The sequence below is a fragment of the Streptomyces sp. NPDC088246 genome (genome assembly GCF_044741025.1).
Lineage (GTDB): Bacteria > Actinomycetota > Actinomycetes > Streptomycetales > Streptomycetaceae > Streptomyces.
Genome location: NZ_JBIURV010000003.1, coordinates 409,792 through 432,221, shown reverse-complemented (window position 1 = coordinate 432,221; position 22,430 = coordinate 409,792). Strand labels below are relative to the sequence as shown.

Here is a 22,430-nt window from a genome sequence, read left to right as displayed (position 1 = left end):
GGCTTGAAAATCAAGCCCGTCCGGCGATCGAGGACAGAGCCTCCGCCCGACCGGGGGCGAGGCGGCAGCCGGGCGTACCCGGCTGCCTTCGCACGTCAGAGCCCGTACCGCTCCCGGGCCTCCTTGACCGCGGACGCGGTCACCTCGCCGCGGCGGGCCAGCTGGGCCAGGGCCGCGACCGTGATCGACCGGGCGTCGACACCGAAGTGGCGGCGGGCCGCATCACGGGTGTCGGAGAGCCCGAAGCCGTCCGTGCCGAGCGAGGACCAGTCCTGCTCCACCCACTGGCTGATCTGGTCCGGGACCTGCCGCATCCAGTCGCTGACCGCGAGGACCGGACCCGGTGCGCCCTCCAGCGCCTGGGTCACGTACGGCACCCGCTGCTCACCGCGGAGCAGCGCCTCGTCGCACTCCAGCGCCTCACGGCGCAACTCGCCCCACGAGGTGGCGGACCAGACGTCGGCCGTCACACCCCAGTCCGCGGCCAGCAGCTCCTGCGCCTCCAGGGTCCAGTGGATCGCCGTACCGGAGGCCAGCAGCTGGACGCGCGGCGCGTCCGCCGTCGCGGGCGTGCCCTCCTTGAAGCGGTACAGGCCCTTGACGATGCCCTCCTCGACGCCTTCCGGCATCGCGGGCTGCGGCTTCGGCTCGTTGTAGACCGTCAGGTAGTAGAAGACGTTCTCGGCCTCGGGGCCGTACATCCGGCGCAGACCGTCCTTGACGATCACTGCGATCTCGTACGCGAACGCCGGGTCGTAGTTGAGCGACGCGGGGTTCGTGGACGCGATCAGGTGCGAGTGGCCGTCCGCGTGCTGGAGGCCCTCGCCGGTCAGCGTCGTCCGGCCGGCCGTGGCGCCGACGATGAAGCCCTTGCCGAGCTGGTCGGCGAGCTGCCACATCTGGTCGCCGGTCCGCTGCCAGCCGAACATCGAGTAGAAGATGTAGAAGGGGATCATCGTCTCGCCGTGCGTCGCGTACGACGTCGACGCGGCGATGAAGTCGGCCATGGCCCCGGCCTCGGTGATCCCCTCGTTGAGGATCTGGCCGTCCTTGGCCTCCTTGTAGTACATCAGCTGGTCGCGGTCGACCGGCTCGTACGTCTGGCCCAGCGGGGAGTAGATGCCGGCGGAGGGGAACAGCGACTCCATACCGAAGGTACGGGCCTCGTCCGGGACGATCGGCACCCAGCGCCTGCCGGTCTCCTTGTCCCGCATCAGGTCCTTGGCCAGGCGCACGAACGCCATGGTGGTGGCCATCTCCTGCTTGCCGGACCCCTTCTTGAGCGCGGCGAACGCCCGCTCCTCCGGCTCGGGCAGCGCCACCGCGTGCACCCGGCGGGCCGGGGCGGGGCCGCCGAGCTCGGCGCGGCGCTCCTGGAGGTAACGGACCTCGGGGGAGCCGGCGCCGGGGTGGCCGTAGGGCACCAGCCCGTCCGTGAAGGCACTGTCGGGGATCGGGAGTCCGAGCAGCTCGCGCATGTCCTTGAACTCGTCGACGGACAGCTTCTTCATCTGGTGGTTGGCGTTCTTGGACTCGAAGCCCTTGCCGAGCGTGTAGCCCTTCACCGTCTGAGCGAGGATCACGGTCGGCGCGCCCTTGTGCTCAAGAGCCGCGCGGTAGGCCGCGTAGACCTTGCGGGCCTCGTGGCCACCGCGGGAGGTGTAGAAACACTCGCCGATCTTCGCGTCGCTGAACAGCTTCGCCAGCTCTGCGAGCGCGGGGTCGGCGCCGAAGAAGTGCTCACGGATGTACGCGACGTCGCGGGTGGCGTACGTCTGGAACTGCGCGTCCGGGACCTCACGGAGCCGGCGGACCAGCGCACCGGTGGTGTCCAGCCGGAACAGCTCGTCCCAGGCGCTGCCCCAGAGCGTCTTGATGACGTTCCAGCCGGCGCCGCGGAACGCGCCCTCCAGCTCCTGGACCACGCGGAAGTTGGCGCGGACCGGACCGTCGAGGCGCTGCAGGTTGCAGTTGATGACGAAGGTCAGGTTGTCGAGCCGCTCACGGGCCGCGAGGGCGAGGGCGGCGGTCGCCTCGGGCTCGTCCATCTCGCCGTCGCCGAGGAAGGCCCAGACGTGCGAGTTCGACGTGTCCTTGATGTTGCGGTTGGCCAGATAGCGGTTGAAGCGCGCCTGGTAGATGGCCGAGAGCGGGCCGAGGCCCATCGACACCGTGGGGAACTCCCACAGCCAGGGCAGCCGCCGCGGGTGCGGGTAGGACGGCAGACCGTCGCCGCCCGCCTCCTGGCGGAAGTTGTCGAGCTGCTGCTCGCTGAGCCGGCCGTCGAGGAAGGCGCGGGCGTAGATGCCGGGGGAGGCGTGGCCCTGGATGTAGAGCTGGTCGCCGGAGCCGTCCCCCTCCTTGCCGCGGAAGAAGTGGTTGAAGCCGGTCTCGTACAGCCAGGCCGCCGAGGCGAAGGTGGCGATGTGCCCGCCGACGCCGTACCGGGCGCCACGGGTGACCATCGCGGCCGCGTTCCAGCGGTTCCAGGCGGTGATCCTGGACTCCATCTCCAGGTCACCGTCGAACGCGGGCTCGGCGGCGGTCGGGATGGAGTTGACGTAATCGGTCTCCAGCAGCTTGGGCAGCGCGAGACCGGCTCCCTCGGCGTGCTGGAGCGAGCGGCGCATCAGGTACGCGGCGCGGTGCGGGCCCGCGGCCTTGGTGACGGCATCCAGGGAGGCCGCCCATTCGGCGGTCTCCTCGGGGTCACGGTCCGGGAGCTGGTCGAGCTCGCTCGGAAGCTTTCCTACGGGGTCGGTCATGATCGCCGCCTTCCGGAGTGGAGGGGGGTGGAGAAAGGCCCTGACTGGCAGGACAGGGCGATGGGGCCGGTGGGCCCGCGGAGTGAACTGTAAGTCGCCGATCGATGATCGATCAAAGGATGAAGGGCAAAACTTCTCGATATGAAGAAATTGGCATTCGGTGCCGTGAAACGGGGCACGGAGTGACGGGATTTAATACATATAAGGGGCGCTCGCCTGCACAGGCGAGCGCCCCTCGCGACAGATGCGTACGCCCCTCAGAGTCTCTCGGGTGACCTTCGATCGGAGAGCGGACGCGGCATGGTGCGTGCGATTCCAAGGCGTCGGGATGGCCTCGGATGGGGCCTCCCCTGCTCGAACGAAGTTGAGAGTTCGGGGAAGGAGCTACTAGGCCATTTCGGCAACGCCGGAGGGGGTCCCCCTGGCTCTTAAGGCCTTGGGGGAGTGCGTGCCAGGCCGTGGCCGCCCGATCAGAGGTCACCCGACAGGCTCTCAGGCGCGCGGTGCGCAACCGAGCACATGCGCCTTGACCAGTACGCCGATGTCCGGATCCTTCCGCAGGAACGCCTCGATGAGCGCCTCGTGCTCCTCCGCGTACGACTTCTGGACCGTGCCCAGCCACCGGATCGACAGGGCGGTGAACACCTCGATGCCCAGCCCCTCCCAGGTGTGCAGCAGCACGGCGTTCCCGGCGGCCCGCACCATCTCGCGGTGGAACCCCACGGTGTGCCGCACCTGCGCCTCACCGTCGGCCAGCCGGTCCGCCTCGTAGAGCGCCGTCACATGCGGCGCGAGGCGCGAGCAGTCCTCGCCGAGGACCGGAGCCGCCAGCTCGGCCGCGATCTGCTCCAGACCGGCCCGTACCGGATAGCTCTCCTCCAGATCGGCCGCGGTGAGATTGCGGACCCGTACGCCCTTGTTGGGGGCCGACTCGATCAGCCGGAGCGTCTCCAGCTCCCGCAGCGCCTCGCGCACGGGCGTCTGGCTGACCTCCAGCTCGGTGGCGATCCGGCGCTCCACGATCCGCTCGCCCGGTTTCCATCGCCCGCTGACGATCCCGTCCACGATGTGCTCGCGGATCTGTTCGCGCAGCGAGTGGACGACGGGCGGGGTCATGAGGGGCTCCTTCGGGGCGAACCGGTGTGTCGGCTGCCGGGGCGACCGGTGGTGTCTAGACAATACGGCGGCGCCCCCGCCCGGAAGTGATCCGGACGGGGGCGCCGCTGGTGAGGCTGGTTACAACCGTGGTGCTCAGAGGCCGAGCTCGACCTCGAACTCACCGGCCTCCAGGATCGCCTTGACCGCGGTCAGGTAACGGGCGGCGTCCGCGCCGTCCACCAGACGGTGGTCGTAGGAGAGCGAGAGGTACGTCATGTCCCGCACCGCGATCGTCTCGCCGAGGTCCGGGTGGTCGATGACCACCGGGCGGCGGACCGTGGCACCGATGCCCAGGATGGCTGCCTGGTTCGGGGGCACGATGACGGTGTCGAACAGCGCACCGCGCGAGCCGGTGTTGCTGATGGTGAAGGTGGCGCCGGACATGTCGTCCGGCGTCAGGCCGCCACCGCGGGCCTTCCCGGCCAGCTCGGCGGTCTTCTTCGAGATGCCGGCGATGTTCAGGTCGCCCGCGCCCTTGATGACCGGGGTCATCAGACCCTTCTCGGCGTCCACGGCGATGCCGATGTTCTCCGAGTCGAAGTACGTGATGGTGCCCTCGTCCTCGTTGATCCGGGCGTTGATGACCGGGTGGGCCTTCAGCGCCTGGGCCGCCGCCTTCACGAAGAACGGCATCGGGGACAGCTTGACGCCCTCACGGGCGGCGAACGCGGCCTTCGCCTGGTTGCGCAGCTTCATCAGCTTCGTGATGTCGACCTCGAGGACCGAGGTCAGCTGGGCCTGCGAGTGCAGCGCCTTCATCATGTTGTCGCCGATGACCTTGCGCATGCGGGTCATCTTGACCGTCTGACCGCGCAGCGGGGAGGCCTCCAGCTTCGGCGCCTTCGAGGCTGCACGGCCTCCGGCAGTCACAGCGGCGGCCGGAGCCGGGGCAGCGGCGGCGGCCCTGGCGGCCTCCGCGGCGGCGACGACGTCCTGCTTGCGGATACGGCCACCGACGCCGGTGCCCTTGACCGCGCCCAGGTCGACGCCGTTCTCGGCGGCGAGCTTGCGGACCAGCGGCGTGACGTACGCGCCCTCGTCGACGGGGGCCGTCGGGGCGACCGGAGCCGGAGCAGCCACGGGCGCCGGAGCGGCCGGGGCCACCGGTGCCGGAGCGGCGACCGGGGCGGCGGGCGCCACCGGTGCCGGAGCCGGTGCGGGGGCGGCCGGAGCGACCGGTGCCGGTGCGGGGGCGGCCGGAGCGACCGGTGCCGGTGCGGGGGCAGCGGCGGCCGGAGCCGGGGCCGGGGCGGCGACGGGCGCCGGAGCGGCCGGGGCCGGGGCAGCCGCCGGAGCGGCACCGGCGGCACCGATGACGGCGAGCTTGGCGCCGACCTCGGCGGTTTCGTCCTCGGCGACGACGATCTCCAGCAGCACACCGGAAACCGGGGCCGGGATCTCGGTGTCGACCTTGTCCGTGGAGACCTCCAGGAGGGGCTCGTCCTCCGTGACCTCCTCGCCGACCTCCTTCAGCCAGCGGGTGACGGTGCCCTCGGTGACGCTCTCGCCGAGCGCGGGGAGGGTGACGTCGGTACCGGCGGCGCCACCGGCCGGTGCGGCCGCGGCCGGAGCCTCGGCCACGGGGGCCGGAGCAGCAGCGGCGGGGGCCTCGGCGACCGGCGCCGGGGCCGGGGCGGCCGCGGGTTCGGCGGCCGGGGCCGCGGCGGCCGCGGGCGCACCCGTGCCGTCGTCGATGACGGCCAGCTCGGCGCCGACCTCGACGGTCTCGTCCTCGGCGACCTTGATGGCGGCGAGGATGCCGGCCGCGGGGGCCGGGATCTCGGTGTCGACCTTGTCGGTCGAAACCTCGAGCAACGGCTCGTCGGCCTCGACGCGCTCGCCCTCGGCCTTCAGCCAGCGGGTGACAGTGCCCTCGGTGACGCTCTCGCCGAGCGCCGGAAGGGTTACGGAAACCGACATGGTTTCAGTTGCTCCTTACGAAAGTGCGGAAGTAGGTCGGTCGTCGCGCCCGGTCGACTGATCAGTCGTGGGAGTGCAGGGGCTTGCCGGCCAGGGCCAGGTGGGCCTCGCCGAGCGCCTCGCTCTGGGTCGGGTGGGCGTGGATGAGCTGCGCGACCTCGGCGGGCAGCGCCTCCCAGTTGTAGATCAGCTGGGCTTCGCCGACCTGCTCGCCCATACGGTCACCGACCATGTGGACGCCGACCACGGCACCGTCCTTGACCTGGACGAGCTTGATCTCGCCCGCGGTCTTGAGGATCTTGCTCTTGCCGTTGCCCGCGAGGTTGTACTTCAGAGCGACGACCTTGTCCGCGCCGTAGAGCTCCTTGGCCTTGGCCTCGGTGATGCCCACGGAGGCGACCTCGGGGTGGCAGTACGTCACCCGCGGGACACCGTCGTAGTCGATCGGGACGGTCTTCAGACCGGCCAGCCGCTCCGCCACCAGGATGCCCTCGGCGAAACCGACGTGCGCGAGCTGCAGCGTCGGGGCCAGGTCGCCCACGGCCGAGATGGTCGGAACGTTGGTCTGCATGTACTCGTCGACGAGGACGTAGCCGCGGTCCATCGCGACGCCGGCCTCCTCGTAACCCAGACCCTGCGAGACCGGGCCGCGGCCGATCGCGACCAGCAGCACCTCCGCCTCGAACGTCTTGCCGTCGGCGAGGGTCACGCGGACACCGTCCTGCGTGTACTCGGCGCCCTGGAAGAACGTACCGAGGTTGAACTTGATGCCGCGCTTGCGGAAGGCGCGCTCAAGAAGCTTCGAGCTGTTCTCGTCCTCGACCGGGACGAGGTGCTTCAGGCCCTCGATGATCGTGACGTCGGTGCCGAAGGACGTCCACGCCGAGGCGAACTCGACGCCGATGACGCCGCCGCCCAGCACGATCGCGGACTTCGGGACACGGTCCAGCTTCAGCGCGTGGTCCGAGGAGATGATGCGGTTGCCGTCGATCTCCAGGCCCGGCAGCGACTTCGGCACGGAGCCGGTCGCGAGCAGCACGTGGCGGCCCTGGACGCGCCGGCCGTTCACATCCACCGAGGTGGGGGAGGAGAGCCGTCCCTCACCCTCGATGTAGGTGACCTTGCGCGAGGCGATGAGACCCTGCAGACCCTTGTACAGGCCCGAGATCACGTCGTCCTTGTACTTGTGGACGGCCTCGATGTCGATGCCCTCGAAGGTGGCCTTGACACCGAACTGGTCGGCCTCGCGCGCCTGGTCGGCGATTTCGCCGGCGTGCAGCAGGGCCTTCGTGGGGATGCAGCCGTTGTGCAGGCAGGTGCCGCCGACCTTGCCCTTCTCGATCAGAGCGACGTCCAGGCCCAGCTGCGCTCCGCGCAGGGCCGCGGCGTAACCGCCGCTACCACCGCCGAGGATCACTAGGTCGAAAACGGTGCTGGCGTCGTTCGCCACGTCACGTCCTCCATGCATGTGCGCCGTACGCCGGGCCCCGTCGCTGGGGGATGACCGGCCGGTCGGCTGGTGTTCGGCCGCTTTTGTTATTCGGCCCTGTGGTGGGGGCCCTGTCCTGCCGAGAACCCATCTTCGCACTTGTTGACGGTGGGCGGGACGCGGGGCCCGGGTCTGAGACGGACGATCATCCGTCTCGGGTGGTTACCGCTGCGTAGAAAAAAGAATAGGCGCGCAGCGCGGCCTCGGAAGGGTGGTGGTGGGAGACGGGAGGGCCTACCGATTTCGTTGAGAGCGAAACCTGCCGGATCCGTGCCGCCATGCCAACGGGGGAACACATACGGCCCCGGACGTATGCCCGGGGCCGTATGTCGGCTGCGACCTCAGCCGAGGTCTCCGGCGGCGGTGCGCTCCGCCAGCTTCACCAGCGTGCGGACCGCGGAACCGGTGCCGCCCTTCGGCGTGTAGCCGTACGGCGCGCCCTCGTGGAAGGCCGGGCCCGCGATGTCCAGGTGCGCCCAGGCGATGCCCTCGCCCACGAACTCCTGCAGGAACAGACCGGCCACCAGGCCGCCGCCCATCCGCTCGCCCATGTTGGCGATGTCGGCGGTCGGGGAGTCCATGCCCTTGCGCAGGTCGGCGGGGAGCGGCATCGGCCAGGAGGCCTCGCCGACCTCCTCGGCGATCTCGTGGATGGAGGTACGGAAGGCGTCGTCGTTCGCCATGATGCCGAAGGTGCGGTTGCCCAGCGCCAGCACCATCGCGCCGGTCAGGGTCGCCACGTCGATGATCGCGTCCGGGTTCTCCTCGGAGGCGCGGGTCAGCGCGTCGGCGAGGACGAGCCGGCCCTCGGCGTCCGTGTTGAGGACCTCGACGGTCTTGCCGCTGTACATGCGCAGCACATCACCGGGGCGGGTGGCGTTGCCGGACGGCATGTTCTCCGCGAGCGCCAGCCAGCCGGTGACGTTGACCTGGAGGCCGAGACGGGCGGCCGCGACGACGGCTGCGAACACGGCGGCGGCGCCGCTCATGTCGCACTTCATCGTCTCGTTGTGGCCGGCCGGCTTCAGCGAGATGCCGCCCGAGTCGTAGGTGATGCCCTTGCCGACCAGGGCCAGGGTCTTCTCCGCCTTCGGGTGCGTGTAGGCGAGCTTCACCAGACGCGGGCCGTGGGTCGAGCCCTGGCCGACGCCCAGCAGACCGCCGAAGCCGCCCTTGACGAGTGCCTTCTCGTCGAGGACCTGCACCTTGATGCCGTGCTCCTTGCCGGCGGCGGTGGCCACGGCGGCGAAGGACTCGGGGTACAGGTCGTTCGGCGGGGTGTTGATCAGGTCGCGGGCGCGGTTGATCTCCTCGACGACCGCGACGGCACGTTCGGCGGCCGCCTTGAACGCCTTGTCGCGCGGCTTGGCGCCGAGCAGGGCGACCTCGCCGAGCGGCAGCTTCGCGCCGTTGCCGTTCTTCTTGTCCTTGGGTGCCAGCTTGTTCTCGCCGCCCTGGTACGCGGTGAAGGCGTACGCACCGAGGAGCGCGCCCTCGGCGATCGCCTCGGCGTCCTCGGCGGACTCGATGGGCAGCGCGAAGCCGGCCTTCTTCGAACCGCTCAGGGCACGGGCGGCCGAGCCTGCGGCCCGGCGCAGCGCCTCGGCGTCGTACGCCGCGTCCTTCTCCGGGACGGAGCCGAGTCCGGCCGCGACGACGACCGGGACCTTGAGGCCGTCGGGCGCGGGGAGCTTGGTCACCTCGCCCTCGGCACCTGCGGCGCCCAGGGCCTTCAGGACGGTGGCGAGCTTTCCGTCGAACGCCTTGTCCACGGCCTCGGCGCCCGGTGCGAGAACCAGGTCCCCAGACTTGGATCCAGCGCCCTTGGCGACGCCGACGACGAGTGCGTCGGCGCGCAGCGTCGCCGCACCGGCAGTGCTGAGAGTGAGAGCAGTCACGGTGGTGAAATCTCGCTTCCGTTGAGTTCGTTGTCGGTCGATGGGTGGGCCGACCGTGCCCGGCGCATCGTAGACGCCGCCGCAATGTGCCGGGAATGAGCCTACGCGCGCCTTTGCTGCGGGATCACGGCGGCGGGCCGTCGGCGGCCCGTTGTGGCGTCGATGCCCCGGCTCCGGGCGGCCGGGGCCGGGGCCGTGCGGCTGGAACGGGCCGTGGAAGTAGGGTCGTTGGTGGTGCCGGACCGACGGGGGAGAGACATGCGCGCCTGTGGGGCTGCACGCGTGACCTGGCCGGGACCGGCGCTGCCGGTCACCGTGCTGATCCTGCTGGCCCTGCTGGCCGGCTGCACCTCGGTGCCGGAACCCGTCGGCACGGGCCGTTGGCGGCCGGAGCCGGGCATCGGCTGGCAGTGGCAGCTCTCCGGCCGGCTGGACCCCACGGTGGACGTCCCGGTGTACGACATCGACGGCTTCGAGCACAAGGCTTCGGCCGTCGCCGACCTGCATCGCCGGGGCCGCAAGGTGATCTGCTACCTCTCCACCGGTGCCTGGGAGGAGTTCCGCCCGGACGCCGGGAAATTCCCCGCCTCGGTACGGGGGAAGGGCAACGGCTGGGCGGGGGAGCGGTGGCTCGACATCCGCCGCACGGACGTCCTGGAGCCGCTGATGGAGGCGCGGATCGCGATGTGCGCGAAGAAGGGCTTCGACGCGGTGGAGCCCGACAACATGGACGGCTACCGGAATCGCACGGGCTTCCCGCTGACCGCCGCCGACCAGTTGCGCTACAACCGGCTCATCGCCCGTATCGCCCACCGCCACGGACTGGCCGTCGGTCTGAAGAACGACCTCGGTCAGATCCCGGAGCTGGAGCCGGACTTCGACTTCGCGGTCAATGAGCAGTGCGCGCAGTACGGGGAGTGCGACGCCCTCACGCCGTTCGTGAAGGCGGGCAAGGCCGTCTTCCATGTGGAGTACGAGCTGCCGGTCGCCCGGTTCTGCGCCGGGTCGAAGCGGCTCGGGCTCAGTTCGCTGCGGAAGAGGTACGAGCTGGGCGTATGGCGCCAGGAGTGCCCGAAGGCCCGCCCCTAGGGTCTTTCGTTTGGATCAGGCCGGATCAGGGAGCGGGGTCTGTGCTGTGGATCGCAAGGCGGAGGAGGGAGCCATGCCGACCGACGACAACGCGGCGAGGCGCAGTGCCAGGGCCTGCGAGCCCGGCATGATCCAAACGAGAGGCCCTAACCGAGTGCCAGGACCACCAGGGCCGCTGTCGCCGCCGTCTCCGCCAGTGCGCCGAAGACATCGCCGGTCACCCCGCCGAAGCGCCGTACGCAGTGCCGCAGCAGGAGTTGGGCGACGCCGAGGGCGGCCGGCGCGGCGAGGGCATGGTGCAGCGCCCCGTACCCGCCGAGGAGCGCACCGGCACCCGCACAGGCCGCGACCGTGACGGCCCCGACCACCACCGCGGCCCGGACCGTGACCGTTCCCGCCACCGCCGCACCCAGCCCCTCCGGACGGGCCGCCGGTACGCCCTGACGGGAAGCCAGGGTGAGCGCCAGCCGGGCGGTGACCGCGGCGACGGCCACCGCCACCGCGCCGTGCGCCCAGCTCTGCCCGTAGAGCTGGTAGAGGACCGCGACCTGGGCCAGCAGCACGAACAGCAGGGTGATCACGCCGAATGGGCCAATGTCCGACTGCTTCATGATCCGCAGGGCGTCGTCGGCGGGCTTGCCACTGCCCAGGCCGTCGGCGGTGTCCGCGAGACCGTCCAGATGCAGGCCCCGGGTCAGCGCCGCGGGCACGGCGGCGGAGGCGACCGCCGCGAGCAGCGGACCGGAGCCGAGCAGCAGCAACAGACAGCCGGGCACTGCCGCGAGCAGTCCCACGACGAGGCCGGTCAGCGGCGCGCACAGCATTCCGGCGCGGGCGGTACCGCGGTCCCAACGGGTGACGCGGACGGGGAGCACGGTCAGGGTGCCGAAGGCGAAACGCAGGCCATGGCTGTTCAGGGAGGTCACGGCGCGCAGGCTAATCGCTGTGACCGGCCGATAGATTGTGCATAAGGCGGCATATCATGGCAAAAGCGACTTATCGGGGGTGGGTGGCATGGGTCACTGGTTCGATCAGAACATCCTCGAGCCGGGAAAGCTGCCGTTGCTCCTCGCTCTGGCCGCCTTCGTGCTCACCTTCGCCATCACCCGGGTCATCACGCGGATGATCCGGGCCGGGAAGGGCCCGTTCCGCAACATCACGCCCGGCGGAGTGCATGTCCACCATGTGGTGCCCGGTGTGGTGCTGAGCGTCATCGGTGGCTTCGGGGCGGTCGCCAGTGGCCGCCAGGGTGTCACCGCGGGGGTCTGTGCGGTGATCTTCGGCATGGGTGCGGGTCTGGTGCTGGACGAGTTCGCCCTGATCCTCCATCTCGACGATGTGTACTGGACCGAGGAGGGCCGCCAGAGCGTGGAGGTCGTGGTCCTCACGGCGGCGCTGGTGCTGCTGGTCCTGGCCGGCTTCTCACCGCTCGGCGTGAACGAGCTGAGCAGTGACCAGCAGCAGGGCAGGCTCGGCGTCATCCTGACGCTGGTCGTCAACTTCTGCTTCGTGCTGATCGCCCTGTTCAAGGGCAAGGCGCGGCTCGCGGTCGTCGGCACCCTCGTCCCGTTCGTCGCGCTGATCGGGGCGATCCGGCTGGCCCGGCCGACCTCGATGTGGGCGAAGCGCTTCTACCGCAACCGTCACCGCGCCCGTGCCCGGGCGGTGCTGCGGGCCTACCACCACGATGTGCGCTGGGCGGGCCCGCGCCGCAGATTTCAGGACCTGATCGGCGGCGCGCCGGACCGGGTTCCGGCCCCCGGGCGCAAATCCTGAGCTCCGCGCCGCAGTTGCCGGCGCCGGTCCCGGCGGAGCGTGACAGCGCACAGCACGAGGACCGCGGCGATCGCGGCCAGATGCTCCTTGCCCGCCAGATTGTTCTTGAAGATCATCTCGGCCACCATCGCCGCGATCACCAGCGCCCCGGTGAACCAGGCCCGGTAGACGTAACACACGTAGACGGCCAGCCCGACCACCGCCGCCGACGGGCCGGTGTCGATGATCCGGGCATCGGAGGCGGGCAGCCCGAACAGCCCTTCGGGGTCGATCGAGACACCGATCCGCGCGTACATCGTTCCGGCCAGCGTCGCGACGTACGCGACCAGCAGCGTGCGCCACCGGCCCAGACAGATCTCGGCGGTCCCGAACACCACCAGGATCTGCGCCAGCGCCCCCCACACCGGCAGGTCCAGCGCCGGGACGAAGAGTGACAACGGGGTACGCAGCAAGGCTTCCCACAGCGGATCCTCGGCCCGCACCGCCCCGAGCTCGCGCACCGGCCCGGCGCCCCACGACTGGTTCTGCACCGTATGGAGCAGTGCCGTCAGACAGACCGAAGCCAGCGTCATCGGGACAGCCTGCAGCCGGGAGGCGGCGAGCCCTGCGCGTACGGTCCCCGCGAGCGGACCCCACTCGCGGCGAGCCGCCCGGCCCAGCGCGTGTAGGGGTCTCATCCACCGGCTCCGAGGTGCGAGCGGTGCATCCACTTGGGCAGACCGGGTGCCTCCAGGAACCCTTCGGCCCGGCCCGCGGCGAGGCCGATGCGCAGGAGGTCGGAGCTCTTCTCGAAGAGCATGAAGCGCGGCTCCCAGATCGGTCGGTACTTGGCGTTGGCGCGGTAGAGCGACTCGATCTGCCACCAGCGCGAGAAGAAGCTGAGCATGGAGCGCCACAGCCTCAGCACCGGTCCGGCGCCGAGCCGTGAACCCCGCTCGAAGACGGACCGGAACATCGCGAAGTTCAGTGAGACCTGGGTGATCCCGATCTTTTCGGCACGCTGCAGGAGTTCGATGACCATGAACTCCATCAGGCCGTTCTCGGCGTCCCGGTCGCGGCGCATCAGGTCCAGCGAGAGGCCGTTCGGTCCCCATGGCACAAAGCTCAGTACGGCGCGCAACTCGCCGGGCCCGCCGCCCTCTTCGGTGGGCGAGTTGCGGCATTCGAGCATCACGCACTGCCCGTCGGCCGGATCGCCGAGCCGGCCCAGCGCCATCGAGAAGCCGCGTTCGGTCGCCCCGTCGCGCCAGTCGTCGGCGCGCCGAACCAGTTCGGCCATCTCGTCGTCGGGGATGTCGGCGTGCCGGCGCACGGTCACTTCGTACCCGGCGCGCTTGACCCGGTTGTACGCCTGGCGGACGGTCCGCATCGCCCGTCCTTCGAGGGTGAACTCGGCGGTCTCCACGATCGCCTCGTCGCCCAGCTCCAGGGCGTCCAGGCCGTGCCGCGCGTAGATGGTGCCGCCTTCCTCGCTCACCCCCATGACCGCCGGGATCCAGCCGTGTTCGCGGGCCTCGGCCAGCCATGGCTCGATCGCTCCGGGCCAGGCCTCCGGGTCGCCGATGGGATCACCGGAGGCGAGCGAGACCCCGCCGACCACCCGGTAGGCGACGGCGGCCTTCCCGGTCGGCGACCAGATGACGCTCTTCTCCCGGCGCAGCGCGAAGTAGCCGAGCGAGTCCCGGTCGCCGTGCTTGTCGAGCAGTACGCGCAGCCGGTCCTCGTCCTCGGCAGTGATCGGGTCGACGGCCCGGCGGGCCCGGAACGCCGCGTACACGACGGCGATCAGCAGCAGTGTGGAGAGGATGTTGATGCTGACATTGACCCAGCCGGGCGTGGTGATTCCCGGGTAGTTGGTGTCGTTGTCGGTGATGGAGACCAGCCGCAGGGCGCCGTAGCGCCAGCGGTCCAGGAAGGCCGAGCGGGATTCGTCGTGCGCGGTGTTGGTGAGGGTGACCAGGCCCGCGGCGATCAGCGAGGTGACCAGCAGCCCGCCGACCGCGACGATCGCGGCCAGCTTGGGGTTGGACCGGTCGCCCTTCGCGTAGAACTCGCGTCGGCCGAGGACCAGCGCCAGTACGAAGGCGGTGGTCAGTACCAGCGAGATCCAGTTCTGCGGGTACTGCCGGACCTCCGGGAACGGGATCACCAGGACGAAGAGCAGCAGCAGAAGACTGCTCACCACCATGTTCACGATCCAGGCGGCCCGCTTGCGGCGGTGCATGGTGATCGCGAGGAAGAGCGCGACCACCCCGGAGGAGAAGCCGGCGGTGAGCAGGTACGGGGTGAAGTAGTTCGCGGTGTTGTGACGGCGCAGATCGTTGCCGAGAGTGACCCAGACGGCGCTCAGGAAATTGATGAACGACACGACGCGCAGATACCAGATGGCGAACGCGGCGCTGCGGCGTGACCGGACGGTGCTCGGTGCCCGGGTGCTGTCCCGCCCGGATTCCTCGGTGGCCAATCGGACCTCTCCCATGAAAACGATCATATGGTGCATCGCGCAACATGAGGGGACTGTGCTGCGGCCGGATTGTGGCCGGCCGCAGCGCTGCCGGTCCGTCAGCCGTCGGTCGCGTCGCGGTCCGCGTCGCTTCCGTCAGCCCCTTCGTCGGCACCGTCCTTCTCGTCGGCGACGGGTGCACGCTCGGGCAGCTCCGCCGCCAGCGCGGCCGCGGCCCGAACAAGCGGAAGTGCGAGCAATGCCCCACTTCCTTCGCCCACGATGACGCCGTGGTCCAGCAACGGGTTGAGTGCCATCCGGTCCAGCGCCTTGGTCTGCGCCGGCTCGCCGCTCGCCTGACCCGCCAGCCACCAGTCCGGCGCCCGGAAGGCCGCCCGCTGACCCACCAGCGCACAGGCCGACGAGACCACACCGTCCAGAATGACCGGCAGCCTGCGCACCGCGCACTGCAGCAGGAACCCGGTCGTCGCCGCCAGGTCCGCACCGCCCACCGTGGCCAGCAGCTCCAGCTGATCACCGAGGACCGGCCTGGCCCGCCGCAGCGCGTCCCGGATCGCCGCACACTTGCGCATCCACGCCAGATCGTCGATCCCCGCACCGCCGCGCCCGGTGACCACCGAGGCGTCCGTGCCGCACAGGGCCGCGATCAGCGTGGCCGCGGCCGTCGTACCACCGACGCTCAGATCGCCGAGCACCACCAGATCGGTGCCCGAGTCGGCCTCCTCGTCGGCGATCGCCATGCCGAGACGTACCGCCTGCTCGGCCTCCTCGGCCGTCAGCGCGTCCTCGATGTCGATCCGGCCGCTGCCGCGCCGCACCCGGTGACGTACCACCGACTCGGGCAGCAGATCGGGGTCGCAGTCCAGAGCGGCGTCGACGATCCGCACCGGTACGGAGAACTGGCGCGCCAGCACGGCGAGCGGAGTCGCGCCCTCCAGCGTGGCCCGAACCAGCTCGTACGCAGTTCCGGCCGCGCGCCCGGAGACACCCAGTTCGGCAACCCCGTGGTCACCGGCGAAGAGCACCACGCGCGGCTGCTCGATCGCCTTGACCGGTACGGACTGCTGAGCGGCCGAGAGCCATTCGCCCAGCTCGTCCAGGCGGCCGAGGGCGCCCGGGGGAACGACCAGGCGCTCCCGCCGTTCCTCGGCGTCGCGCCGTACGCCGCCGTCGGGGCGTTCGATCAGGTCGGAGAAGTCGTCCAGATTCACGGGGGTCTGCCTCGCGGGTCGATACGTGGAGTGGGCCGGTGAGCCCGGCGGCGGGCTCACTGCGGAACAGTACCCGCCATGTTTCTGACACCCGGTCAGTGCGAGGTTCTGCCCCCGAACCGCAGCTGCGTCATCGCGGGCGTCAGGGTCCGCAGCCCCGGGAGCAGCGACTGGATCCGGATCAGCTCGCCCATCGCGCCCCGCCCCCGCGGCAGCCGCAGCGCCCGCACCTCGGTGATCCCCGGGTGCGCACTGCGCAGCTTGTGCCGCTCGCCGGGGTTCATCGCCCAGCGCATCGGCGGAATGGTCATCCCGCCGACCTTCGATGTGCCTGCCACCGTGCCCCTGGCCAGCCAGCGCGCCATCGTGTCCAGTACGAGGGCACCGCCGGGTAGCCGTTCGGCACAGGCCGCCAGGATCCTCCGTACCTCCTTGGGGGGCAGATACATCAGCAGACCCTGCGTCGTGACGACGACACCGCGGCCCTCCGGGTCCTCGATCTCGTCCAGCCAGGACAGATCGGTCGCCGAACGGGACAGGGTGCGCAGCCGGTCCGAGGCGGGCAGCAGCGCCCGGCGCAGCTCGGCGACCTCGGGCAGTTCCACGCTCAGCCAGTTCAGCCGGCCGTTGTCGACTCTCCAGAAGCCGGTCTCCAGACCGTCGCCGAGCGCGACCACAGTGGCCTGCGGCCGGGCGGCGAGATACCCCTGCACGGCCAGGTCGAAGCAGCGCGAGCGCAGCCCTTGGGCCTGTGAGTGGAACGCGTTCGGCCGCCCGAACCGTTCCTCGAAGGGGTAGTCCAGGTCCTTCAGCAACCGGAGCGCCATCGGATCATCCAGCACGGGATAGGGCTGCCCCGCCTCGTACGCCCGGTTGTAGAGCGTCCACAACAAGGTCTCCGGAACCCCGTTCAGCATCGGTCGCACACGTGCCATGTCCGCTCCTCCTGTTCTCGCGTTCCGTTCCTGCCTTGCGTTCCTGTGTTCCGCGTTCCCGGGTCCCGGTCAGCCGCGCAGCGTCAGCACCTGCCCGGACACCACCAGCAGCACCTGTTCGCACTCGTCGGCGAAAGCGGCGTTCAACCGGCCCAGCTCGTCCCGGAACCGCCGCCCGGCAGCCGTCGCGGGCACCACGCCCGAGCCGGTCTCATTGGTCACGGCGACGACCGTGCGCCGCGTTCCGCGCACCGCGGTGACCAGCTCGGCGGTCCGCTCCCGCAACGCGCTCTCGCCGCCGTTCGCCCACGCCGCGTCGTCCCAGGCATTTACCCGGTCCATCGCATCCGTCAGCCACAGCGACAGACAGTCGATCAGCAGCGGGGGCCCGTCCGACTCCAGCAGCTCCACCAGCTCACAGGTCTCCTCGGTGCGCCAGGCGGCCGGCCTGCGGTCCCGGTGCAGCCCGATCCGGGCCGCCCACTCCGCGTCCCCTTCCCTGCCTCCACCGGTCGCCACGTACACCACCTCGGGGAACGTCTCCAGACGCCGCTCGGCCTCCACCGACTTCCCCGACCTGGCACCGCCCGTCACCAGCGTGCGCCGCGGCACGTCCGGCACCGAGTGGTACTCACCCACCACCAGCGTCGTCCCGTCGGGCACGGCCCGCGCGCCGGCCGCGGCGAGCCGCCGGTCCAGTTCGGCGCCGGGCGGTGCGTCATGGTCCAGATGGACGGCGATGATCTCGGTGGCCGGTCCGATCGCCTCGACGGCCCGCAGCCGCGCCACCGCGTCCGGCCGCCCGACCACATCGCCGACCACCATGTCGTAGGGCTGTGCCACCCGGTCCGCGAGACCGGAGGGCGCGGCGCCCGGCGGCAGGTAGAGCAGCCGTGCGCCCTCCGGAGCCGTCACCTCGTAGCCCGTCCCCGGCGCGTCCATCGGTACCGCCCTCACCCGGTGACCGCTGATCAGCGTCAGCTCCCGCCCGTCCGGCACGCGTCCCGCCGGAGGCAGTCCGGCGGGCAGCTCCACGGCGGGCCCGTCGTGCGGATGGGTGAGCAGCACCTGCCGTACGCCGGTGAGCGAATGCCCCGCACGAGCTGCGGCGAACACGGCCCCCGGGGTGAGATCGAGCAGCAGCGCGTCGTCGATGAGCAGCGCGGTCGCGGCCCGCGAGCGCATACCGCGGGCGGTGGCGCAGGCGGCACAGGGACATTCGGGCCGCGGCAGCCCGTCGGGGGCTCCGGTGCCGAGCAGAGTCAGTTCCACGCTTCCGATCCTCCCGCGTCCGCGCAGCGGGTGCGCGACTTGGGGGTGTCCGGGCGCGCGCAGGACCCGTTCCCGCACTGGTTGGAGGCACTAGGCTGCGGGCAGCAAAGCGACCCAGGAGGCGGACATGGCGTGGACGTGGCGGTTCGAGAAGTCCGACGGTACGGAGACGGAGCCGGCCCTGCAGCCGGAGGAATTCACTACGCAGGGCGACGCGGAGTCCTGGATCGGTGAGTACTGGAAGGAACTCCTCGACGGCGGGGCGGACCAGGTGACGCTCTTCGACGACACGACAAAGATCTACGGCCCCATGAGCCTCCAGGCCGACCAGGGCTGATCGGCCCCGGCACGTGAACAGCCGTACGGGCTCGGGCCTGTCTCCGGGCCGGTACGGCTGACGATCGGGGTCGTGCGGCGGTCCTCAGGCCCGTACGACCCCGATCAGGCCTGTACTGCGGCGGCCGGGAGCTAGATCTCGCCCAGGGTGACCTGCGCCGTCTTCTCCGCCCCGTTGCGCAGATACGTCACCGTGACTTTCTCGCCCGGCTTGTCCGAGGCCAGCACCTCCGACAGGGAGGTGATCGTCGGGACCGGCAGATCTCCGACCTTGGTGATGACATCGCCGATTCGCAGCCCCGCCTTGTCCGCGGCGCCGCCCTTCGTCACGCCGACCAGCGCCACCCCGAACGGATGGTAGGTGTCGTCGACGACCGTGCGTCCGGTGATGTTCAGCGCCGCCCGGCCCGAGTCGGTGACCTTGCCGCTCTTGATGATCTGATCGGCGATCGTCTTCACCATCGACACGGGGATCGCGAACCCGATCCCCGGCGCCGCGCTGTCACCCATCTGCGGGTCGATCGCCCCCAGCGTCGGGATGCCGATCACCTCGCTGTTCAGGTTGACCAGCGCACCGCCGCTGTTGCCCGGGTTGATCGCCGCCGAGGTCTGCACCATGTTCGCGATCGTCGCGCCCGTGCCACCGCCCGCGCTGCTTTCGCTGACGGTCCGGCCGAGCGCCGAGACGATGCCCTGGGTGACGCTGGAGGACAGCCCGAGCGGCGAGCCCATCGCCAGCACGATCTGGCCCACCGCGACCTTCTGCGAGTCGCCGAACGTCGCGGGCTTCAGCCCTGCCGGGACGCCGGCGAGCTTGATGACGGCCAGATCCTGTTCCGGATAGGCGGCGACCAGCGAGGCCCGCAGCACCTTCTCGCCGGTGGCGACGGTGACCTTGAATGTCTTCTCGTTGCCGACCACATGGGCGTTGGTGACGATATGGCCCTTGGAGTCGTAGATGACGCCGGAGCCCAGGCTGTTGGAGGCTTCGATCTGCACGACCGACGGCAGGACGTTCTTGATCACGTCCTGGTATTCGTTCTGCAGATCGCCGACGGTCCGGGAAGCGGAGGCCGACTCGGCTGGTTGGGCCGGAGAATCGGAGTTCGCGTCCGAGCAGCCGCTCACCAGGGCGACTGTGCAGACACCTGCGGTCAGAGGCAGCAGCAGACCGCGTACACGGCTGCGGGAGTGGGATGCATCCATGTCCGAATTATTACTTTTAACCCTATTGGAGGCCCGTTGGGTTCGGCCGACCGGGTACGCCGCCGGAAAACTCCGGCGGCGTACCCGGAAGGTTCTAGCCCCGCACTCCGCACAGATGGAGCAGCGCGGCCACCCGGCGGTACGGATCGGTCCGTCCGGCACGGTCCTCCGCGGCCAGCACCCGCTCCAGTTCGTCGGCGGCCGGCAGTTCCACGTCGTTGCTCACGTTGTCCGTGAAGACGCGCACCCCGTACCAGGCGTGCAGGGGCGCCGCGATACCGGCGAGCGTGGCCGTCAGCGCGTCCAGCCGGTCGGCCCTCACCGCGAGCCCCAGCCGATTGGTGTACGCATCCGTGTCGAAGGCGGCCAGCGCCGCGTCCCAGTCCCCGGCGGTCCCGGGCCGCATCGCCAGCGCATCGGCGTTCCGTACGAGCAGCGAGAGCAGTCCGCCCGGGGCCAGCATCCGGGCAAGTCCGGCCAGCATCGCGTCCGGCTCCCGGACATACATCAGCACGCCGTGGCAGAGCACCACGTCGAAGCTGCCGGGCAGGAAGTGCACCCCGGTGTCCAGGCCGTTGCCCTCGATGAGCCGGACCCGTTCGCGGATGCCCGCAGGCTCGCTGCCGAGCGCCTCACGGGCCACCCGCAGCATCTCGGCGTCGGACTCCAGGCCGGTCACGCTGTGGCCGGCCCTGGCCAGGCGCAGCGCCTGGGTGCCCTGGCCCATGCCGACGTCGAGGATGCGCAGCCGCTGCCCGACCGGGAAGCGGGCCGCGATCTGCTCGTCGATCTGCCGGGCGACGAGCTCCTGGCGGACGGTGTTGCGCAGCCCGCCGAGCCCTTTCAGCCACACCGAGGAGGCTCCCGAGAATCCGGTGACGGTGACGGTGGCGGGGGCGGCGCCGGCGGACGGACCGCCGGCCGAGCCGGAGATATCCGTACTCAGGGCCGCTCCCCACGCTTGACCTGCGGCTTCGGCAGCCGGAGCCGACGCATCTGAAGCGTACGCATCAGACCGTAGGCGACCGCGCCACGCTTCGGTGTATTGGGAAAGCGCTCGTTCAGCTGCTTCTTCAGGCGGAACGCGAGCCCGATCGAGTCGATGACGATCAGCACGATCACGATGAGCCAGAGCAGCAGCGAGATGTTCTGGATGTTCTGCACCTGGATCACGCTGAGGATCAGAATGATCACGGCGAGCGGCAGGAAGAACTCCGCGATGCAGAAACGCGAGTCCACGTAATCGCGGACGAAGCGCCGCACCGGGCCCTTGTCGCGAGCTGGCAGATAGCGCTCGTCGCCACTGGCGAGCGCCTCACGCTGCTTGGCCATGTCCACACGGCGCGCTTCGCGCTGCCGCTTCATGGCCTCCTTGCGGTCGAGCGGCGCGCCACTGGAGGCGCGACGGCGCTGCGACTGGGCATCGCTGCGCTTGGGGGTGGGGCGACCTTTGGGGGCCTGCGGGTCGCGGGGCTGCTTGGAGAGGTCGGCCGTCACCTTGCCGGTGGGCGCCTTCTCTTCCTTCGAACGGCTACGGAACACAAGGCCCAAGGGTACGGGTTCGATCGCCGCTGCCCCAGGCCGGTCGGGAACGATCCGGCAACGGCCTGCGTCCTCGCAGGTGTCCCCATGGGGCCGCCGCGGACTTCTCGACCGGTTTCCCCGACCGCCACCTACTCCCTGGGCCGGAGCGGCGACCGGGTGCAGTCGTCCTTGGGGAGGAGCACATCTGTGCTCGAACAGTGCGGTAATAGAGGCAGGGCCCGTACTGTGGGTTCTGTTGGAGTGCTGGAGCTCAGTCCGTCAGAAGGGGGCGCGCGAAGCCCATGAGCGGTGTCATGAAGCGTATGGGGATGATCTTCCGCGCGAAGGCAAACAAGGCCCTTGACCGGGCCGAGGATCCGCGCGAGACCCTCGATTACTCGTACCAGAAGCAGCTGGAGCTGCTTCAGAAGGTGCGCCGCGGCGTCGCCGATGTGGCGACCTCGCGCAAGCGGCTGGAGCTGCAGCTGAATCAGCTGCAGGGCCAGTCGTCCAAGCTGGAGGACCAGGGCCGCAAGGCGCTCGCGCTCGGCCGCGAGGACCTGGCCCGCGAGGCGCTGTCCCGGCGCGCCGCACTCCAGCAGCAGGTCACCGACCTGGAGACGCAGCACACCACGCTGCAGGGCGAGGAGGAGAAGCTCACTCTCGCGGCCCAGCGGCTGCAGGCCAAGGTCGATGCCTTCCGTACCAAGAAGGAGACCATCAAGGCCACCTACACCGCAGCCCAGGCGCAGACCCGGATCGGCGAGGCCTTCTCCGGGATCTCCGAGGAGATGGGCGATGTCGGCCTGGCGATCCAGCGTGCCGAGGACAAGACCCAGCAGCTGCAGGCCCGGGCCGGTGCGATCGACGAGCTGCTCGCCTCCGGCGCCCTGGACGATCCGACCGGGACGGCGAAGGACGACATCGCCGCCGAGCTGGACCGGATCTCCGGTGGTACGGATGTGGAGCTGGAGCTGCAGCGCATGAAGGCCGAGCTGGCCGGCGGCTCCACCCAGCAGCAGGCGATCGAGGGCGGCCCGCAGGATGCGGCGCAGCAGCAGTCGTCGCAGTCCCCGCACAGGTTCGACAAGAGTTGAGGCGGCGTCATGATCGTACGGATCATGGGGGAGGGCCAGGTCGCACTGGCCGACAGCCATCTCGTCGAGCTCAACAAGCTCGACGACGAACTGCTCGCCGAGATGGAGAGCGGCGACGGCCCCGGCTTCCGCTCCACTCTCCACGCACTCCTCGCCAGGGTGCGCGAGTTCGGCACACCCTTGCCGGACGACTCCCTGGAGCCGTCCGAGCTGATCCTGCCGTCGTCCGACGCGACCCTTGAAGAGGTGCGCGCCATGCTCCGGGACGACGGTCTGATCCCCGGCTGACG

19 protein-coding genes are annotated in these 22,430 nt (G+C 70.4%); 5 read left to right on the top strand and 14 right to left on the bottom strand.

Translation table 11 applies throughout. From position 1 onward, the window contains the following. Positions 1–95: 95 nt before the first annotated feature. The 5 genes from aceE to ACIPEK_RS07090 form a co-directional block, all read right to left on the bottom strand. Entirely contained in the window at positions 96–2,765 is a 2,670-nt protein-coding gene (gene aceE, locus ACIPEK_RS07110) for a pyruvate dehydrogenase (acetyl-transferring), homodimeric type (RefSeq protein ID WP_401991679.1), read from the bottom strand. A gap of 492 nt (positions 2,766–3,257) precedes the next feature. Continuing rightward, positions 3,258–3,881, bottom strand: a complete 624-nt coding sequence (locus ACIPEK_RS07105; protein WP_093895367.1) for a GntR family transcriptional regulator — start codon at positions 3,879–3,881, stop codon at positions 3,258–3,260. A 135-nt stretch (positions 3,882–4,016) separates the two neighbouring features. Next, positions 4,017–5,843 (bottom strand): 2-oxoglutarate dehydrogenase, E2 component, dihydrolipoamide succinyltransferase, encoded by a 1,827-nt coding sequence (sucB, locus tag ACIPEK_RS07100; RefSeq protein ID WP_401991676.1) that lies wholly within the window; start codon positions 5,841–5,843, stop codon positions 4,017–4,019. Positions 5,844–5,904: 61 nt separating this feature from the next. Beyond that, the gene (gene lpdA, locus ACIPEK_RS07095) at positions 5,905–7,293 is read right to left on the bottom strand and encodes a dihydrolipoyl dehydrogenase (protein WP_401991673.1); all 1,389 of its coding nucleotides are present in this window, start codon (positions 7,291–7,293) and stop codon (positions 5,905–5,907) included. 380 nt (positions 7,294–7,673) lie between these two features. Continuing rightward, entirely contained in the window at positions 7,674–9,230 is a 1,557-nt protein-coding gene (locus ACIPEK_RS07090) for a leucyl aminopeptidase (RefSeq protein ID WP_401991670.1), read from the bottom strand. Between the two features lie 258 nt (positions 9,231–9,488). Here ACIPEK_RS07090 and ACIPEK_RS07085 point away from each other — a divergent pair, with 258 nt between their 5' ends. Further along, positions 9,489–10,319, top strand: coding sequence for an endo alpha-1,4 polygalactosaminidase (locus tag ACIPEK_RS07085; RefSeq protein WP_401991667.1), 831 nt, complete (start codon positions 9,489–9,491; stop codon positions 10,317–10,319). Positions 10,320–10,465: 146 nt separating this feature from the next. On the opposite strand, the gene ACIPEK_RS07080 is transcribed toward ACIPEK_RS07085, so the two are convergent. Beyond that, positions 10,466–11,245 carry an adenosylcobinamide-GDP ribazoletransferase gene (locus ACIPEK_RS07080; protein WP_401991664.1) on the bottom strand — a complete coding sequence of 260 codons (780 nt, stop codon included), beginning with the start codon at positions 11,243–11,245 and terminating at the stop codon, positions 10,466–10,468. An 88-nt stretch (positions 11,246–11,333) separates the two neighbouring features. On the opposite strand from ACIPEK_RS07080, the gene ACIPEK_RS07075 reads away from it, so the two are divergent. Beyond that, positions 11,334–12,095 carry a hypothetical protein gene (locus tag ACIPEK_RS07075; RefSeq protein WP_401991661.1) on the top strand — a complete coding sequence of 254 codons (762 nt, stop codon included), beginning with the start codon at positions 11,334–11,336 and terminating at the stop codon, positions 12,093–12,095. Here ACIPEK_RS07075 and ACIPEK_RS07070 read toward each other — a convergent pair. The 5 genes from ACIPEK_RS07070 to ACIPEK_RS07050 all read right to left on the bottom strand — a co-directional run bounded on the left by ACIPEK_RS07070 (position 12,038) and on the right by ACIPEK_RS07050 (position 17,977). After that, positions 12,038–12,772, bottom strand: coding sequence for a hypothetical protein (locus ACIPEK_RS07070; protein ID WP_401991659.1), 735 nt, complete (start codon positions 12,770–12,772; stop codon positions 12,038–12,040). The two genes, ACIPEK_RS07075 and ACIPEK_RS07070, sit on opposite strands and share 58 nt — an antisense overlap. Beyond that, positions 12,769–14,574 carry a phosphatidylglycerol lysyltransferase domain-containing protein gene (locus tag ACIPEK_RS07065; protein ID WP_401991656.1) on the bottom strand — a complete coding sequence of 602 codons (1,806 nt, stop codon included), beginning with the start codon at positions 14,572–14,574 and terminating at the stop codon, positions 12,769–12,771. Before ACIPEK_RS07065 ends, ACIPEK_RS07070 begins: the two co-directional genes overlap by 4 nt. 83 nt (positions 14,575–14,657) lie before the next feature. Next, the gene (cobT, locus tag ACIPEK_RS07060; protein ID WP_401991653.1) at positions 14,658–15,770 is read right to left on the bottom strand and encodes a nicotinate-nucleotide--dimethylbenzimidazole phosphoribosyltransferase; all 1,113 of its coding nucleotides are present in this window, start codon (positions 15,768–15,770) and stop codon (positions 14,658–14,660) included. Between the two features lie 95 nt (positions 15,771–15,865). Further along, entirely contained in the window at positions 15,866–16,705 is an 840-nt protein-coding gene (locus ACIPEK_RS07055) for a class I SAM-dependent methyltransferase (RefSeq protein WP_401991650.1), read from the bottom strand. Positions 16,706–16,774: 69 nt separating this feature from the next. After that, the gene (locus ACIPEK_RS07050; protein ID WP_401991647.1) at positions 16,775–17,977 is read right to left on the bottom strand and encodes a bifunctional adenosylcobinamide kinase/adenosylcobinamide-phosphate guanylyltransferase; all 1,203 of its coding nucleotides are present in this window, start codon (positions 17,975–17,977) and stop codon (positions 16,775–16,777) included. A gap of 127 nt (positions 17,978–18,104) precedes the next feature. Between ACIPEK_RS07050 and ACIPEK_RS07045 the strand changes: the two genes are divergently transcribed. Next, positions 18,105–18,314, top strand: a complete 210-nt coding sequence (locus ACIPEK_RS07045; RefSeq protein ID WP_093893560.1) for a hypothetical protein — start codon at positions 18,105–18,107, stop codon at positions 18,312–18,314. A 131-nt stretch (positions 18,315–18,445) separates the two neighbouring features. Here ACIPEK_RS07045 and ACIPEK_RS07040 read toward each other — a convergent pair whose 3' ends face one another. The 3 genes from ACIPEK_RS07040 to ACIPEK_RS07030 all read right to left on the bottom strand — a co-directional run bounded on the left by ACIPEK_RS07040 (position 18,446) and on the right by ACIPEK_RS07030 (position 21,061). Continuing rightward, on the bottom strand, positions 18,446–19,519 hold the full coding sequence (locus tag ACIPEK_RS07040) for a S1C family serine protease (protein ID WP_401991644.1): 1,074 nt from the start codon (positions 19,517–19,519) through the stop codon (positions 18,446–18,448). Between the two features lie 94 nt (positions 19,520–19,613). Further along, positions 19,614–20,372, bottom strand: coding sequence for a bifunctional 2-polyprenyl-6-hydroxyphenol methylase/3-demethylubiquinol 3-O-methyltransferase UbiG (locus ACIPEK_RS07035; RefSeq protein ID WP_383078398.1), 759 nt, complete (start codon positions 20,370–20,372; stop codon positions 19,614–19,616). An 89-nt stretch (positions 20,373–20,461) separates the two neighbouring features. After that, positions 20,462–21,061 (bottom strand): DUF3043 domain-containing protein, encoded by a 600-nt coding sequence (locus ACIPEK_RS07030; RefSeq protein ID WP_401991641.1) that lies wholly within the window; start codon positions 21,059–21,061, stop codon positions 20,462–20,464. Between the two features lie 296 nt (positions 21,062–21,357). On the opposite strand from ACIPEK_RS07030, the gene ACIPEK_RS07025 reads away from it, so the two are divergent. After that, entirely contained in the window at positions 21,358–22,140 is a 783-nt protein-coding gene (locus ACIPEK_RS07025) for a PspA/IM30 family protein (protein ID WP_093893567.1), read from the top strand. A gap of 9 nt (positions 22,141–22,149) precedes the next feature. After that, complete coding sequence (locus ACIPEK_RS07020; RefSeq protein ID WP_383078396.1) at positions 22,150–22,428, top strand: hypothetical protein; 279 nt, start codon at positions 22,150–22,152, stop codon at positions 22,426–22,428. Positions 22,429–22,430 lie beyond the last annotated feature (2 nt).